The sequence below is a fragment of the Nocardia sp. NPDC001965 genome, assembly GCF_053594175.1.
This window is the reverse complement of sequence record NZ_JBSFDZ010000036.1, coordinates 11,847-26,951: the sequence shown is the minus strand read 5'-3', so window position 1 is coordinate 26,951 and position 15,105 is coordinate 11,847. Positions and strand designations below refer to the sequence as shown.

14 protein-coding genes are annotated in these 15,105 nt (G+C 65.9%); 5 read left to right on the top strand and 9 right to left on the bottom strand.

The features are described 5' to 3' along the window. Positions 1–2 precede the first annotated feature (2 nt). Genes ACWCPQ_RS29860 through ACWCPQ_RS29845 form a run of 4 tightly spaced genes read right to left on the bottom strand, consistent with a single transcriptional unit; the run spans position 3 to position 2,161 of the window. Complete coding sequence (locus tag ACWCPQ_RS29860) at positions 3–866, bottom strand: ABC transporter permease (protein WP_449905063.1); 864 nt, start codon at positions 864–866, stop codon at positions 3–5. Position 867: 1 nt separating this feature from the next. Beyond that, positions 868–1,728, bottom strand: coding sequence for an MlaE family ABC transporter permease (locus ACWCPQ_RS29855; RefSeq protein WP_449905061.1), 861 nt, complete (start codon positions 1,726–1,728; stop codon positions 868–870). Continuing rightward, positions 1,722–1,937 carry a hypothetical protein gene (locus tag ACWCPQ_RS29850; protein WP_449905059.1) on the bottom strand — a complete coding sequence of 72 codons (216 nt, stop codon included), beginning with the start codon at positions 1,935–1,937 and terminating at the stop codon, positions 1,722–1,724. The genes ACWCPQ_RS29855 and ACWCPQ_RS29850 overlap by 7 nt, the downstream gene beginning before the upstream one ends. Continuing rightward, positions 1,937–2,161 carry a hypothetical protein gene (locus tag ACWCPQ_RS29845; protein ID WP_449905058.1) on the bottom strand — a complete coding sequence of 75 codons (225 nt, stop codon included), beginning with the start codon at positions 2,159–2,161 and terminating at the stop codon, positions 1,937–1,939. Before ACWCPQ_RS29845 ends, ACWCPQ_RS29850 begins: the two co-directional genes overlap by 1 nt. A 276-nt stretch (positions 2,162–2,437) precedes the next feature. On the opposite strand from ACWCPQ_RS29845, the gene ACWCPQ_RS29840 reads away from it, so the two are divergent. The 5 genes from ACWCPQ_RS29840 to ACWCPQ_RS29820 all read left to right on the top strand — a co-directional run bounded on the left by ACWCPQ_RS29840 (position 2,438) and on the right by ACWCPQ_RS29820 (position 8,193). Continuing rightward, on the top strand, positions 2,438–3,370 hold the full coding sequence (locus ACWCPQ_RS29840) for an oxygenase MpaB family protein (RefSeq protein ID WP_449905057.1): 933 nt from the start codon (positions 2,438–2,440) through the stop codon (positions 3,368–3,370). Positions 3,371–3,912: 542 nt separating this feature from the next. Beyond that, entirely contained in the window at positions 3,913–4,872 is a 960-nt protein-coding gene (locus tag ACWCPQ_RS29835; protein ID WP_449905055.1) for an ATP-binding protein, read from the top strand. 209 nt (positions 4,873–5,081) lie between these two features. Next, positions 5,082–6,401, top strand: a complete 1,320-nt coding sequence (locus tag ACWCPQ_RS29830) for an ABC transporter substrate-binding protein (protein ID WP_449905053.1) — start codon at positions 5,082–5,084, stop codon at positions 6,399–6,401. Positions 6,402–6,472: 71 nt separating this feature from the next. Beyond that, the gene (locus tag ACWCPQ_RS29825) at positions 6,473–7,351 is read left to right on the top strand and encodes a carbohydrate ABC transporter permease (protein WP_449905087.1); all 879 of its coding nucleotides are present in this window, start codon (positions 6,473–6,475) and stop codon (positions 7,349–7,351) included. Then, complete coding sequence (locus ACWCPQ_RS29820; RefSeq protein ID WP_449905051.1) at positions 7,348–8,193, top strand: carbohydrate ABC transporter permease; 846 nt, start codon at positions 7,348–7,350, stop codon at positions 8,191–8,193. The genes ACWCPQ_RS29825 and ACWCPQ_RS29820 overlap by 4 nt, the downstream gene beginning before the upstream one ends. Before the next feature lie 15 nt (positions 8,194–8,208). On the opposite strand, the gene ACWCPQ_RS29815 is transcribed toward ACWCPQ_RS29820, so the two are convergent. From ACWCPQ_RS29815 to mftA, 5 genes are all read right to left on the bottom strand, one after another. After that, positions 8,209–9,012, bottom strand: a complete 804-nt coding sequence (locus ACWCPQ_RS29815) for an NUDIX domain-containing protein (RefSeq protein WP_449905049.1) — start codon at positions 9,010–9,012, stop codon at positions 8,209–8,211. Between the two features lie 872 nt (positions 9,013–9,884). Further along, the gene (gene mftG / locus ACWCPQ_RS29810) at positions 9,885–11,342 is read right to left on the bottom strand and encodes a mycofactocin dehydrogenase MftG (protein ID WP_449905047.1); all 1,458 of its coding nucleotides are present in this window, start codon (positions 11,340–11,342) and stop codon (positions 9,885–9,887) included. A gap of 16 nt (positions 11,343–11,358) precedes the next feature. Beyond that, a complete protein-coding gene (gene mftF / locus ACWCPQ_RS29805; protein WP_449905045.1) occupies positions 11,359–12,759 on the bottom strand; it encodes a mycofactocin biosynthesis glycosyltransferase MftF in 1,401 nt (466 codons plus the stop codon). A 193-nt stretch (positions 12,760–12,952) separates the two neighbouring features. Then, positions 12,953–14,461, bottom strand: a complete 1,509-nt coding sequence (gene mftC / locus ACWCPQ_RS29800) for a mycofactocin radical SAM maturase (RefSeq protein WP_449905043.1) — start codon at positions 14,459–14,461, stop codon at positions 12,953–12,955. A gap of 16 nt (positions 14,462–14,477) precedes the next feature. Continuing rightward, a complete protein-coding gene (gene mftA / locus ACWCPQ_RS29795) occupies positions 14,478–14,576 on the bottom strand; it encodes a mycofactocin precursor MftA (RefSeq protein ID WP_327152569.1) in 99 nt (32 codons plus the stop codon). Between the last annotated feature and the right edge of the window lie 529 nt (positions 14,577–15,105).

Genomic DNA, 15,105 nt, shown 5'->3' with positions numbered 1-15,105 from the left:
CGTCACCCCGAAATCCGGAAGCCGGGGTCGATACCCCAGATCGCCAAGGTCAGGAACAGATTCGCGAAGACCATCACGACGATCACCATCTTGATGGCCTGTCCGGCCGCGACGCCGACCCCTTCGGGTCCACCGGTGGCGAAGAATCCGTAGTAACACTGGATGAAGGTGGCCAGCAATACGAACACCACGACCTTGAGCAGGGAGAAGAAGAGGTCCGGCCCGATCAGGAACTGGAAGAAGTAGTGGTCGTAGGTACCGGCCGAGGTGCCGCCGAGCAGCAGCACCGACAGTTTCGTCGCCAGATACGCGACCGCCAGCCCCACGCTGTACAGCGGGATGATGGTCAGCGTGGACGCGATCATCCGGGTACTCACCAGATACGGCAGCGGCCGGATGGCGATGGATTCCAGCGCGTCGATCTCCTCGGCGATCCGCATGGACCCCAGTTGCGCGGTGAATCGGCAGCCAGCCTGGATCGCGAACGCGAGAGTGGCAAGAATCGGCGCTAACTCTCGCGTTGTCGCGAACCCCGATATCGCACCGGTGAGCGGGCCCATGGTCAGCAGGTTCAGCGCGCTGAAAGCCTCCATGCCCACGGTGATCCCGCCGAAACCACAGAGAATGATCACCACGCCGACCGTGCCGCCACCCACGATGAGCGACCCGTTGCCCCACCCGACATCGGCGGTCAGCCGCAGCACTTCCTTGCGATAGTGCTTCAGCACGAACGGTATCGCGACGAGCGCCTCGACGAAGGTGATCCCCTGGTGGCCGAGACGGCGGTTGGCGGCCATCGGCACCGCGGCCGCCGAGGCCACCATCCGGACCGGTTTGAGCGCGGGGGGCGTGTACGGGGTGCCCACCTCAGATCACCTTCGTCGGGAACACGGTGTTGTACACCTGCGTGATGATGATGTTGGTGGCGAACAGCATCAACGCCGAGGAGACGACCGCCGAGTTCACCGCGTTCGCCACCCCGCCGGGCCCGCCCTTCGCATGTAGTCCGATATCGCAGGCGATGATCGCGGTGAGGACGCCGAATATCGCCGATTTCACCAGCGCGACCGCCATATCGTCGGCGACGGCGAACGAGGCGAACGAACCGATGAACGAACCCGGCGTACCCGACTGTGCGTAGACATTGAACATGTAGGCGGTCGCGAACCCGACGAACACGATGAACCCGCACAGCAACATGCTCACCAGTACGGCTGCCACCAGCCGTGGCGCCACGAGTCTGCGGACCGGGTCGACCCCCATCACCATCATGGCGTCGATCTCCTCCCGGATGGTCCGGGAGCCGAGGTCGGCGCAGATGGCCGAGCCCACCGCACCCGCGATCATCAGCGAGGTCACCAGCGGGGCGCCCTGGCGGATGATGCCGAGGCCGGCCACCGCGCCGATGAAGGTGGTGGCGCCCACCTGGTTCACCAGGGCGCCGATCTGGATCGAGACCACCACCGCGATGGGCATGGCCACGAAGATGGTGGGCGCGGCGGACACATTGGCCATGAACGCGCACTGCCTGGCGAATTCCTCGAACGGAAACCGCCGCGCGACCGCGGATTTCACCGTCTCGACCAGGGCTTCCCGGCCGAGGGTCACCTGCCGGCCCAGGGTTTCCAGGGAACGTTGCGGATGCCGCTGCCACAGACCTCGGAGATCGTCGACCGCCTGCTCGAGATCGGTGCGTTCCGCCGGTTTGTCCGGCCCGGCCGTCACCATGGCAGTTCCGGCCCGGTCGTAGCGAGGTCACCGGTCAGGTACTGCTGCAACAGTACGAAGCCGGCGCCCACCACCGCGAGTCCGGCGGCGAGCACGCACAGCAGGGCGACCCAGAGGCCGAAGCGCAGGACCGGGTCGACCTTCATCCGCCCACCGAGGATCTTGACGACGATCACCAGGATGTCGATGAGCCATACCAGCGCCATCATCAGGTCATCGCCACATTCGCGAAGGTGAGCACGGGCCAGCACACAATGGATCCCAGGAACGAGATGATCACGTCCAGACCGTGCATCCCACGTAGATGCGAGGTGTGGGTGAGGCTCCAGATGATCCCGACGAGCCCGTAGGGAATGCCGAGGATGATCAGCGTTCCGAGAAACTCGGACACCTTCATCTCATAGCTGAACAGGCGATCCAGCCGCTTGAGCATAGTGCGTTCCTTCCTTGGCCGGCCGTTGACGCGCCCTCCCCGCGGGGGAACGTCTGAGACGGTCGGGTCGGAGCGGTATGTTACGCACGATTCCTGTTTCGCCGGAAGGTTTTCGTCAAGATTCCTGGTCCAGGATCCTCGCTAGACACCTGTTCTCGATGCGTTTTCGGACGGAAGCCGAACGGAATAAGTTAGCGATAGTTCATTCATACCAACTGACTGTCGGAAGAATTTGGAGTAACTTAGACCACACCGGATACCTCGGGAAGGATACCCATGACCGCCGCAGCACACTCCCGGCAAACCGATACCGCGCAGCATGTCACCGCGCCCGATCGGCCGCGGCTGACCACCGAGCAGACGCGCATCCGGATCGGCACCACCCACCGCCCCTTCACCAAACGCCCGCTGAAACTCACCGACGCCCTGGACTTCTGGCAGTTCGCCGGTGCCGCCGCGAACGTGATCATGCAGATGGCCCGCCCCGGCGTCGGCTACGGCGTTGCCGAGAGCAAGGTGGAATCGGGATCACTGATGAAACGGCCGTGGAAACGGGCCCGGACCACCACCCAGTACCTGGCCGTGGCGATCCTCGGGAACGACGAGGAGAAAAAAGCCTTCCGGAAGGCGGTGAACGGCGCGCACCGGCAGGTCCGATCCGAACCCGGCGCGCCGGTCGAATACAACGCCTTCGACCGCGACCTGCAACTCTGGGTGGCGGCCTGCCTCTACATCGGTTTCGAGGACACCTACCAACTGCTCGCCGGCCGGATGAGCCCGGAACAGAACGAAGCGTTCTACCGGTCCTCGTCCTCGCTCGGCACCACCCTGCAGGTCACTGAGGATATGTGGCCGGCCACCCGCGCCGAGTTCGACGAATACTGGAACACCGCCTGCGAACAGGCTGTTCTCGACGATTTCGTCCGCTCTTACCTGAACGATCTGCTGAACCTGCGAATGATCCACTGGTATCTGCGCATCCCGTTCCGCGGTCTGCTCAGATTCCTCACCATCGGCTTCCTGAGCCCGCACTTCCGCGAGCAGATGCGGGTGCAATGGTCTGCCGCCGACCAACGACGCTTCGAGAATCTCTTCCTCTTCGTCGGTTTCGTGAACCGTTTCATTCCCCGATTCCTCCGGCACGGCGGCAGCCATGCGCTGATGGCCGATGTCCGTCGCCGCATCGGGAAACAGAAGAACCTCATCTGACCCGCCCGGTCGGCTCTGTGGTCTGGCAGTCATTTCGGACAAACCGCACACCGCCTTGGCATAGGCTGTACGCGTCGTCGGAGGTTTCCGCCACAGGGGCGGACCTGATCGAGATCGCTGCCATGAACATCTGGAGCCGATCGTGATCGAGAGGGGAAATGAGCAGCGCGGGATCACCGGGCCCGACCGGCCCGGCAGCGGTTGCGCAAGAGGTGGTGACGCGCGCGGTTCGCGCCGTGCTGACAGGCTCCTCGGAGGTTGTTCGCAGAGAGCACGCGATGTTCGGCGGGACAAGACAATCCGCTGACCGGTTCCGCGAGAACAACCACAGCGGCAAGGAAATCGTCGAGGGAACGCAGCAGCGATCCGGGTCGGAAATCGCGGCCACGCGGCGAGACCTGCCCGAGGCCACCGATACCGGGCATCGGCAATCGCCCGGCGGAGACACACATGCCTCGTCCGGGGGCGGGACGGGAGAGCCGCCGCCGCCCAGGAGCGCCGGAGCCGGAGCAGATGACGACGAACCTTTCATGCTGCTGGATATGGGCGGCCCCGATTCCTCCGCGCTCCACGCGGACGCCGACAGCGCCGCCCGGGTACGTAACGCGCTCACCGCGCGGCTACACGACTGGTCCTCGCCCGGTTACGTCGACGACATCGCCGACGCGGTCGGCGATGTGGTCGAGCACGGCCGCGGTACGGTCCGGATCACGGCGGCAACCTTCGGCCGACCGGACGGATCCCGGCTGCTCGGCATCCAGGTCACCCACACCGATACCAGCCAGGTGCGCACGACCTGGGAACTGGACCAGACCCCGCGGCCGGTGGAGTGGGGACCGGATCCCGCCCCACGACCGCAACGCGCGACGCGGGTCGACGGGGACGACCGGCAGAATCCGATGTGGGACCAGGACGGCGGGGCGGATCAGGACTATCAAAGAGGAGTCCGTCACGTTCGGGGAGCGCTGGACGAACATCTGAGCGCCAACTTTTCCTGGCTGACACCGGATCAGATCTACGATGCGAAGTTGATCACCTCGGAGCTGTACACGAATGCGGTCACCTATTCGCCCGACCACCGAGGGGATATCGAGATCACCGCGCCGGCGGACGACAAGGTGCGGGTCTCGGTGAGTAATGCGCTGAGCCCAGGTGCGGCCAGAGATATGGCGCCATGGGTTCCCGACCAGCAGTCCGTCGAACGCCAAGGAGGCCGGGGCACCCAGCTCGCCCACGAGCTGAGCGCGGCCTGCGGACGGGATCTCCGTTTCGGGACGGACGGCTCGAGTGCCACCCACTATTTCGAACTCCACCGCTCCGACGGAGCCGCCGACAGCAGAGAAGATCCGGTGATCGATATCAGTGCGTTTGCCGATGATCTGGCGGAGCTGGGCTTCGATGCCGACAGCCTGGCCCCCGGCGTGGGTTCGGCGGACCAGATATCCCCAACGGCGGCCGCCGGTGAGATAGCCCCGGGGAGCCCGGAGACCGGGAACCGGTGATTCGGGGCCGAACTCCGCCACCGGCCGGACCCACCACGAGCAGGCGAGTCGCTCAGGTCGATTCGCTCGATCGCGATGGACAATCGCAGGAGCCGGGCGTCGGCACCCGCCGGAGACGGAGCGGACAGTCCCGGCGTTCGACGCACAGTTCGCGAATCCGGGCTCGGACGACAGCGCGCGAGCGGGGCCGCGCAGGAGGTGATCTCGGCGTGGACGAGCGAGGAGCGACCTTGGGGCGGCGCGGTTTTCTGCGGACCGCCGGTGGTGTCGGTGCGGTGCTGGCAGGCTCCGCACTGAGTGGATGCGGCAGCGACAGCGATGCATTGACGTTCTTCTTCCAGGCCAATCCTGCGGAAGCCGACGGGCGGCGCCGAGTGATCGAGGAATTCGCACGCAGGTACCCGGATATCCGGGTGCGGACCATACTGTCCGGTCCCGACCCGATGCAGCAGATGCTCACCTTCTGCGCGGGCGGGAAATGTCCCGATGTACTGATGGCGTGGGAACAGACGTATGCGAGTCTGGCCGACCGAGGTGTCCTGCTGGACCTGAACATCATGCTCGACCGTGAGCCGGCCTTCGCGGCCGAACTGAAAGCGGGTGGGGTCGCCGCACTGTACGAAACGTTCTCTTTCAAGGGTGGGCAGTACGCGTTTCCGGAGCAGTGGTCGGGAAATTTCCTGTTCTGCAACAGGAAATTGTTCGACGAGGCCGGGTTGCGGCCCCCCGGGCGATGGGCGGACGCCTGGAGCTTTGCCGAATTTCTCGATATCACCCGCACCCTCACCAGACGGGATCGGGCGGGCGAGATCGAGCAGTGGGGGTTCGTCGATACGTGGGTGCCGTACTACTCGGCGGGCCTGTTCGCCATCAACAACGGTGCCGAATGGGCGAGCCCACGATCCGTTCCCGGTCGCTCGACCTTCGCCGACGAAGCTTTCATCGAGGGTGTCCAGTTCTACGCGGACCTCGCCAACCGATACCGGGTGGCACCGACCCCGGCGGATCAGCAGTCGATCTCGGCAATGGATCTGTTCACGCAGGGCAGAGCCGCACTGGCCATGGGTGGGCACTGGCGGTACCGCACTTTTTCCGAGGCCGACGATCTGGAATTCGAGATCACCGCGCTTCCGGCCGCAGCGGTGAGCGGCGCACGGTCGAATATCGGTACGACAGGCCTCGCGATATCCGCCGCGAGTCGCCGGAAAGACCAGGCGTGGGAATTCCTGAAGTTCGCCGCCGGGCCTGTCGGTCAAGCTGTGATCGCGGAAACCGGTTTGTTCGTGCCGGTGCGGGAGTCCGCGGTGAAATCTGCCGAGTTCGCCCGATCGCACACCGATATCCGACACCTGGACATCCTCACCGAGGGACCGGCACGCTCCGCGCCGCTGCCGGTCACCGCCCGATGGCCACGAATCGATGCGCTCATGGACCGCTACATCGGGCCGGTGCTCCGTGGCGCCGCGCCCGCATCCTCGCTGGCGCAACGCCTCGCACCCGCGGCCGACGAGGTGCTGCGCGACCGATGACCACCACCGACGAGATCACGATCGAGGAACCGGCAGCGCCGAAACCCGTCGCCGGGCCGCGCCGCTCGGGTCTGGCCCGGCGGCAGGCCCGGGCGGCGCGACTGTTCATCGCACCGAACCTGCTGGCGGTGACGGTGTTCCTGGTCTTCCCACTGGGATTCTCGCTCTATCTCAGTTTTCAGCAATGGGATCTGTTCGGCGCCATCCGGTTCACCGGCCTGGGCAACTTTCGCCGGCTGCTCACCGCGGATCCGCTGTTCGCCATCGCGTTGCGGAACACGATCGTCTTCACCCTGGGAACCCTGATCCCCACCGTGGTGATAGGACTCGTCGTCGCCGCGGCCCTGAACCAGGGGGTGAGAGGAACCGGCTTCTTCCGGACCGTCATGTTCCTCCCCCTGGCGATATCGAGCGTGGTCATGGCGGTGATCTGGCGATTCGTCTTCGATACGAACAACGGCCTGCTCAATACAATGCTCGGCGGGCTCGGTATCGGCCCGGTCCCCTGGCTGGTCGAACCGCGATGGGCGATGGTTTCGGTATGCCTGGTCAGCGTCTGGAAGAGCGTCCCGTTCGCGACAGTAGTCCTGCTCGCCGCGATGCAGGGTGTTCCGGAGGACCTGTACGAAGCGGCGAAGATCGACGGCGCCGGAGCCGTCCGGCGGTTCGTATCGATCACCGTGCCACTCATCCGGGGAGCGCTGTCCTTTGTGTTCGTGATCTCGATCATCGACTCGGTACAGGCCTTCGACCAGATCTATGTCCTCACCGGCGGTCACGGCGGTCCGGAGACAGGTACCTATGTCTTCGGCATCATGATCTTCCAGAATGCCTTCGCATTCGGTGACGCCGGCTACGCGTCCGCCATTGCCTGGCTGATCTTCCTGGTCCTGCTCATACTGACGGTCGCGCAACTGTGGTTCGCCCGCAAGAACTCGGCGGATCGATGACGGCGGCACCACACCGGCCGGCCCGCGTATTCGTGCGGGGTGCCGCCCTCTACCTCGCCCTCGTCGGGATGGCGTGGTGTGCGCTGCTCCCGGTCCTGTGGGCATTGTCGGGTTCGCTGAAAAAACAATCCGAGGTCACCTCGCCGACCTTGGTTCCCGGCGATCCGCAATGGTCCAACTACGGCACCGTCTTCCAGGAGATGCCGTTCGGCCGGATGTTCCTCAACACGATCCTCTACGCCGGATGCATCACAGCGGGCCAGGTCTTCTTCTGCTCGCTGGCCGGATACGCGTTCGCCCGGCTGCGCTTTCCCGGCCGTGATGTCCTGTTCGTGGCCTATCTGGCCACGCTCATGGTCCCGCTCACCGTGACCGTGGTCCCACAGTTCGTGCTGATCCGGATTCTCGGCTGGACGGATACGCCGTGGGCATTGATCGTTCCCGGTCTGTTCGGCAACGCGTTCGGTACCTATCTGATGCGCCAGTTCTTCCGCACCCTGCCGGTCGAACTCGAAGAGGCCGCCATCATCGACGGCTGCTCTCCGTGGCAGGTCTACCGGCGCGTGCTGCTACCGAACGCCAAACCGGCGGTCATGGTTCTGGCGGTACTCACGTGGGTCAATGTGTGGAACGATTTCCTGTGGCCGTTGGTGATGATCCAGCGCCAGGACATTTCCACCGTTACCCTCGGCTTGGTGTGGATGCAGGGCCAATACGTCTCGAATTGGCCGGTATTGATGGCGGCGTCCATGCTTATCCTGCTGCCGCTGCTGATCATCTACGCGCTGGCACAGAAGGCGTTCGTCCAGGGAATCGGCCTTTCCGGGATGGGAGGTCGGTAGCGCGACGACCGGCGGTCATTCCAAGCGGTCGGCCTGCGGTGGTTCACCGTCGACGAGTTCGATTCTCTTTCCGGATAGGTGTGCCTCCAATGCCACGGAGACATCGATCCCTTTTCGTCCGGCGCTGCGAACCGCGTCCTCCGGGGGCAGGAAGTCGAACGCGGTGACTTCGTTCGGGTCGATATCGAACGGTAAGGACGACACCCTGGTGCGAGTCGACTCGTCGAAGGTTGCCAGGTAGATGTGGTCCGTTATCGGGTGGTCGCGTCCGTGATCGGGGCTCGGCGATTTTCTGTTGGTAGCGAGCAGTCGCTCGATTCGCACGAAGTTCGCGAATGGTTCCCCCAGCTCTTCCCGGACTTCTCGCTCGGCCGCCTGCTTCGGCTGTTCCCTTTTTCGCCATCCGTTGTCGACAAAACCACCGGGCACGGTCCTCTTACCTTCGTAGGGCGATTGCAGCATCAGCACCCTGCCGTGTTCATCCAAAACGATCACCTTGGCCGCCGCCAGATTGTCGGGATCGAGGTTGCCTTCGGCGAATTGCCTTTCGAACCATTCCCGGCGGCCGGCGGGCGTATATGCCTTGCCGGTTGCGCCGGTGTGCCTCGGCCCCGTACCCGTCCCGATACCGGACTGCTCTACCCGGTCTCGGGCCTCCATATCCCGATCGGTCACGCCCTCCCCGACGTGCCCTTTCACGGTTTCTCCTGTCTGCCGAATCGGCCGCGCCGCCGCACCGGCGGCGCCGGGGAAGCTGTGCCCGGCGAGTTTCTGGGCCACCTGCTTACGAAACCAGTCGGCGAGATGGCGGCCGATCACTGCGCGATCGCACCGGGAATCGGATGGCAGTGACGATCGAACGTGTTGTGCTGCAACATATTAGAAGACTAGCGCGAGAGGATCGTAGCCCGCAGGAGCCGGTCCGCCGATGGCGACCCATCGACGATCGGGCTGGACAATCCACGCCTCCCGGCAAGCGCTCCAGGGAAGACGAGCTCCATCGCCGGCCCGTATCACACGGAAAGACCCGCGACCGATCACACCGACACAGAGATCGGTGCGGCCGACAGAATTCGTCGTAACAGAGGGGTTCGCACCGGCTCGGGACGGTAGTCGCGGAGAGTTCGCTGAGTCTTCCGCACCGGCGCCGTACCTTCCCCGTGTCCGGCGCCGGGTGCGGATTCCCGGGTGACCGGATCACGTTGCCGCAGCGGGCCACCCGGAGGACCAGAGTACAAGCTCGCGACCCGATTGCCGGGAGATCGGCCCGGGGTGTCGAAAATGGAGATGCAATATTGCGTGGTGCCGCTTGATATTTCGCCGGGGCGACCCCGGTGAGCTGTATCCCCGACCGATACAGCTCACCTACCACACCGGTTGTCCCGGCGCAGGCAGTTGGGGTATGCCGATAGCAGACGGCTATACCTCGGTGCCGGCGATTCGCGAACGGGTGGATGGCGGTATCCGGGCTGTCCGTTGCGGGCGACCGGAACACCGGTCGGCGAATCGCACCGGTGGAAAATACCGCACCGGCCACGGGCGCGCCAGTGGGGAAACGAGGGGCAGTACCCGACGCCGGATAGGCGTCCACAAGCAGTTCGCCACCTGTTAGCGCAACATAGATTGCTCCATGTATCGAATATTGTTCCGGCCCAACGGCACCGGACTCCCCGGGCACCGGCCGCCCGGATTCAGCGCAGTTCCGCGGCGGCCCGTTCGGACAACAGCACGACCGTCGCCTGCGGCCCCCGGCTCAGCGGAACCGGAACCACCGAGAGATCGACGACCGAGAGTCCCGTCACCGCGTGCACCCGGAATCGCTCGTCGACCACCGCCCGCGGATCACCGGCCCGGCCCATCCGGCAGGTACCCGCCAGGTGTTGCGAGGTACCGAGCCGATCCCGCAACCACCCGTCCGAGACCGGGCCCGGACCGCCGAGCGGTTCGGCCGCCATCGATTCGAGGATCTGCCCGGCCAGCTCCACCGCACCGTGCAACCGGGTGCGGTCTTCCGCGGTTTCGAGGTACCCGTGTGCTATCCGCGGGGCGGTCAGCGGATCGGCCGTGGCCAGGCGGATATTGCCCGCGCCGGTGGGGCGCATCAGTGTCACACCCAGGCGATAGCTGCCCGGTGTGAACGCGACCGTATAGGGCCGGATCTCGATATCGTCGAACTCCAGGACATATTCCAGCGGAACGGAACGCCCCTCGGGTGCGGGATGCCGATAGTCGATCCCGATCTCCGGATGGTCGGTGAACCAGCGCCCGACCGGTAGATCGGCGACCACCGGAATGCCCAGTGCCGCCGACTGCTCACCCGGCCCGACACCGGAACGCAGCAGCAGGGCCGCCGATTCGATCGCGCCCGCGCACAGCACCACCCGGTCTGCCCGGATCGTCTCCGGTCTCCCGTCGATGCGGCAATCGGCACCCACCACCCGGGTGCCCTGGAAAAGCAGCCGGGTCACCATGGTCTCGCCCCGCACGGTCAGATTGGGACGGGACAGGGCGGGCAGCAGGTAGGAATGCGCGGGCCCTACGCGGTGCCGCCGACCGGAGGCGTCTGGTGGCCCGACCGTGCACGGCACCGGACCCACGCCGGATTCGGGGCCACCCGGCAGCGCGTTCCAATCGGCCACCTCGTCGAACCCGAGAGCCAGGCAGGCCGCGCCGAATTCCTGTACCAGCGGAGTCGGGCGCGCGGTGCGGCGTACCGGGACCGGCCCGGACCGGCCGTGCCCGGGGTGGTCCCCGAAGTCGTGATCGTGCTCCAGGGCGCGGAAATACGGCAGCGCCGACTCGAAATCCCAGGACGGGCTCCCGGTTTCCTGGCTCCATGCCGCGAAGTCCCGGGCCGTGGCGCGGATGAAATAGGAGCCGTTCACCGATCCGGAACCGCCGATTCCGCGGCCGCGCACGATGGTGGCAGGACGGTCCGGGGTGAGCGCCACGGAGTACCGCCACAGCCAGGACGCTTGTTCACCGAGTGGCAGGTCGGCACTGTCGGCCAGTTCCGGCGGAAAGTCGTCGCTGCGGGCCCAGTGGTTACCGGCCTCGACCACGTGCACTTTATGTTCCGGATCCTCGCTCAGCCGGGCCGCCAGGACGCATCCGGCCGTCCCGGCACCGATGATCAGCGTGTCCACCATGGGTTACCGGCTCGGGCTACTGGGGCGGAGCGGTCGGCTTCAAGGCTCCGATGCTCCCGGCCCGGAATGCGCCCAGCCAGAGACCGGTGCCGTAGCCGATATCGTCGACCCGCCGGAAGGCGATATAACGCAACGGGTCCAGCCCGCCGGGTTCCCGATGGGTGTACCAGTCGACCGCGCCCTCGGCGACCGCCAGCGACAGGGCTATCTGCCGGATCCGGCGGGAGAACAGCATGGCGGCCAGCGTTATCGGCCAGTAATGACGGCACATGGCCGAGGCGATTCGCCACAGCCCGGCGAAGAATCCGCGCGCCACATAGATCGCCGCGACTCCGGTCGGATTGTCGACCCCGGCGAACGCGCGCCGCAGCCGGCGCAGCGGCAGCAGCAGGGCGAGCCCCGCGCCCAGCGCACCCCAGCGGGTGCGGGTCGCCAGCAGCAGTACCGCGGCCACGGTCCATTTCGGGACCTGCAGCGGCGACACCATCCCCGCGTGACGGTCGCTGAGCGGGGCGGCCCCGGTGCCGTAGAACAGTTTGCGCCGGAACCAGTCCCGGAACGACACCCGATGATCGTGGGCCACATGGGCGGCCGGTTCGTAACGGGCCCGCCAGCCCGAACGTTCGAGTCGCCAGCACAGGTCCACGTCCTCGGCGACCTGCATCGTCTCGTCGAATCCGCCCTCGGCCTCCAGCACCGAGCGGCGCACCAGCAGCGCCGCACTGGGCACATACGAGACGACCCCGCGCGATTGCACCGCCGATTCGCGCCGGCCCAGATCCAGCGAGGAGCGGGTGTGCTCGTAGCGCGCCAGCGTATTGGACTCCGGATCCAGCGCCACGATCCGCGGCGCCACCAACGCGACCTGGGGGTCGCTGAAATGGCCGAGCATCACTTCGAGCCAGCCACTGCGCGGCACCACATCGGAATCGAGGAAGGCGACGAACTGGGTTGTCGCGGCCCGGAGTCCGGTGTTGCGGGCCGCGGCCGGGCCGCGACTCCGTTCGTGGCGCAGTACCTTCACCCGGCAGCGGCCGGCGTGCTCGTCGGCGATCCGCACCTCGTCGTCGGAACCGTCGTCGACGACGATCACGGTATGACCGCGCAGCGCGGCCAGCAACCGGTCGAGCCCGCCGGGATTGTTGTGCAACGGGACGATGATCGTGACATCCTCCGGCGACGGCAACAGCCGCGGCCGCGGATTGGCCACTCCCGAATCCAGTAGCCGTCTGGCTACCACCGCCGATTGCGGGCCGTTCACCTCGAGATAGCCGTCGCCGATCATTTCGGCGGCCTCCGGGGCCAGGCGCAGCAACCGGGCAGGTGAACCTCCGATAAGGATTCGACCCCCCGAGTATGCGCGTACCCGTGGGTCGATCCGCACCCCGAATCCGTCGGGCAGGCGATCATTGCGCATTCCACGGATGGTAACTGCCGATTCGATACGAGACATCAGCAGTCCGGGAAAAAGTGTTTCGACCGGAAGAATTCGCCGGAACAACCAGCGGCACGGACATGAAATAGGTCACCGGCACTGTTGCGCCGGTATGAAAGACCGTCCGGAGCAACGACCTGGCTATCGGCGCTCCGGACGGTCTCCCGGATACTTCTCACACGAGCGGGCTTTCGTCACACGCACGGGCCGGCGGACGCGACGGCGGCAGCAGCGTCAGCGGGATCGGGCCGCCACCGGAACGCGACCGGCGCGGCGCGGTCTTGCGGGAATGGTCCACCGCCGGACGCGGGATCACCCGTCCGGTAGCGGCCAGTGCCGCCTCCCCGTAGCCCTGGACACATTCCGGATCCGGACCGTCGGCGGGCAGCCCGGTGAAGAACTTCGCGGCCATACAACCACCGCGGCAGGAGTCGTAGTGCGCACACGAGGCACAGGCCCCGCCACCACTGGGCTCCCGCAGTTCCTCGAACAGCTCCGATTCCCGCCACACCGTGGCGAAACCGCCGTCGGTGACCACATTCCCGGCATGGAATTTCTCGTGGATCGCGAACGGACAGGCATAGACGTCGCCCAGCGGATCGACCAGACATACGACCCGGCCCGCCCCGCACATGTTCAGACCCGGCAGAGCCTGACCGTAGGCGGAGAGGTGGAAGAACGAATCTCCGGTGAGTACGCCGTCGCCGTTGCGGACCAGCCACTCGTAGAGCGTGCGCTGCTGTTCCGGGAGCGGATGCAGCTCGTCCCACACATCGGCACCGCGGCCCGACGGCCGGAGCCGGGTGAGCCGCAGGGTGGCGCCGTACCGATCGGCGATCTCCTTGAACTGGTCGAGTTGATCGATATTGTGCCGAGTCGCCACCACAGACAATTTCGCGTCCCGGAATCCGGCATTCGCGAGATTCTCGAGCGCCCGTATCGCAGTGGCGTAGCTACCCGCCCCGCGCACCGCGTCGTTCACCTCGGCGTCGGCACCGTCCAGCGAAATCTGTACGTCCACGTAATCGCTGGCGGCGAGCCGCTGCGCGACCTCGGGGGTGATCCTTACTCCGTTGGTGGAGAATTTCACGCCGACCTGGTGCGAGGTCGCGTAATCGACCAGTTCCCAGAAATCCGGCCGCACAGTGGGTTCGCCACCACCGATGTTCACGTAGAACACCTGCATCCGCTGGAATTCGTCGATGAGCGCCTTGCACTGCTCGGTACTGAGTTCCCCGGGATCACGCCGCCCCGACGAGGACAGGCAGTGCACACACGAGAGATTGCACGCGTAGGTGAGTTCCCAGGTGAGGCAGATGGGTGCGGCCAGCCCCGATTCGAACCGGTCCACCAGCCGAACCGCCGGGTCGGCCGGACCCACCCCGGTGAAGGGAGCGGGCTCGCCGAGCACCGCCGTCTCGGGCGCGTGCTGGATCATCTGCGAATCGGCCAGATCCGCCAGTGCCCGGATGTAAGGGTCGGCGACCGAGTCCTCGATCCCGGCAGCCCGGATGGCCGCGCGGGCCGAGGTGTGCCCGGGCAGGGAGCGCACGATCTCGACGATCCGCGGATTTTTCAGGAACGACAGTTTGCGGGTCCCGAAGTGGTAGAGCAGCGCCCCGAAGGGTTCCGGGCGCAGCGCCACTCGGGGATGCAGTTGCCAGCGCGTTTCCAGATCGAGCATCTCGAGCTCCCGCCGATCAGTAGACGCCGCACATACCGTCGATGGACACCTCTTCGATCAGGGATTCCTCGATCACGGGTGCTTCCTCGGCGGCGTGGGTGTCGACGGTTCCGATCGGGCCGCGGTGATCGGTTTCGGTCTGTCCGAACGAACGGTTGTCGGCCATGGCTGCCTCCACAGGTTGGTGCCTGCGCCGGTCCGGTGCCGTGGGCGGACCGCCGCGGCGGCACCGCTGTGGATACCGCCGGTGAGTCCTTGGCACAGTTCCGGCGCCGCGATCGCACGCTGCGACCGCCGTCACACCATAACGTCATCCACTGACAAAATGGAACAGTTTCACCACATTGCATGCCTCCGCCTTCGCTCCAGGCGTACCTCCGCCTTCGCTCCGGCCGTGCGCGTCCACATGTTCACAGCCCGAACACACACCCACCCGAACGCGCACCTCGGCATACCTCCGCCTTCGCTCCGGCCGTGCGCGTCCACACGCTCACAGCCCGAACACACACCCACCCGAACGCGCACCTCGGCATACCCCCGCCCACGCTCCGGCCGTGCGCGTCCACACGCTCACAGCCCGAACACACACCCACCCGAACGCGCACCTCGGCATACCCCCGCCTACGTTCCGGCCGTGCGCGTCC

Bases quoted from the DNA above. Each gene is read 5' to 3' on its own strand.
- ACWCPQ_RS29855 (WP_449905061.1), bottom strand. From the start codon at position 1,728: ATGGTGACGGCCGGGCCGGACAAACCGGCGGAACGCACCGATCTCGAG.
- ACWCPQ_RS29850 (WP_449905059.1), bottom strand. From the start codon at position 1,937: ATGATGGCGCTGGTATGGCTCATCGACATCCTGGTGATCGTCGTCAAG.
- ACWCPQ_RS29845 (WP_449905058.1), bottom strand. From the start codon at position 2,161: ATGCTCAAGCGGCTGGATCGCCTGTTCAGCTATGAGATGAAGGTGTCC.
- ACWCPQ_RS29840 (WP_449905057.1), top strand. From the start codon at position 2,438: ATGACCGCCGCAGCACACTCCCGGCAAACCGATACCGCGCAGCATGTC.
- ACWCPQ_RS29835 (WP_449905055.1), top strand. From the start codon at position 3,913: ATGGGCGGCCCCGATTCCTCCGCGCTCCACGCGGACGCCGACAGCGCC.
- ACWCPQ_RS29820 (WP_449905051.1), top strand. From the start codon at position 7,348: ATGACGGCGGCACCACACCGGCCGGCCCGCGTATTCGTGCGGGGTGCC.
- mftG (WP_449905047.1), bottom strand. From the start codon at position 11,342: ATGGTGGACACGCTGATCATCGGTGCCGGGACGGCCGGATGCGTCCTG.
- mftF (WP_449905045.1), bottom strand. From the start codon at position 12,759: ATGCGCAATGATCGCCTGCCCGACGGATTCGGGGTGCGGATCGACCCA.
- mftC (WP_449905043.1), bottom strand. From the start codon at position 14,461: ATGCTCGATCTGGAAACGCGCTGGCAACTGCATCCCCGAGTGGCGCTG.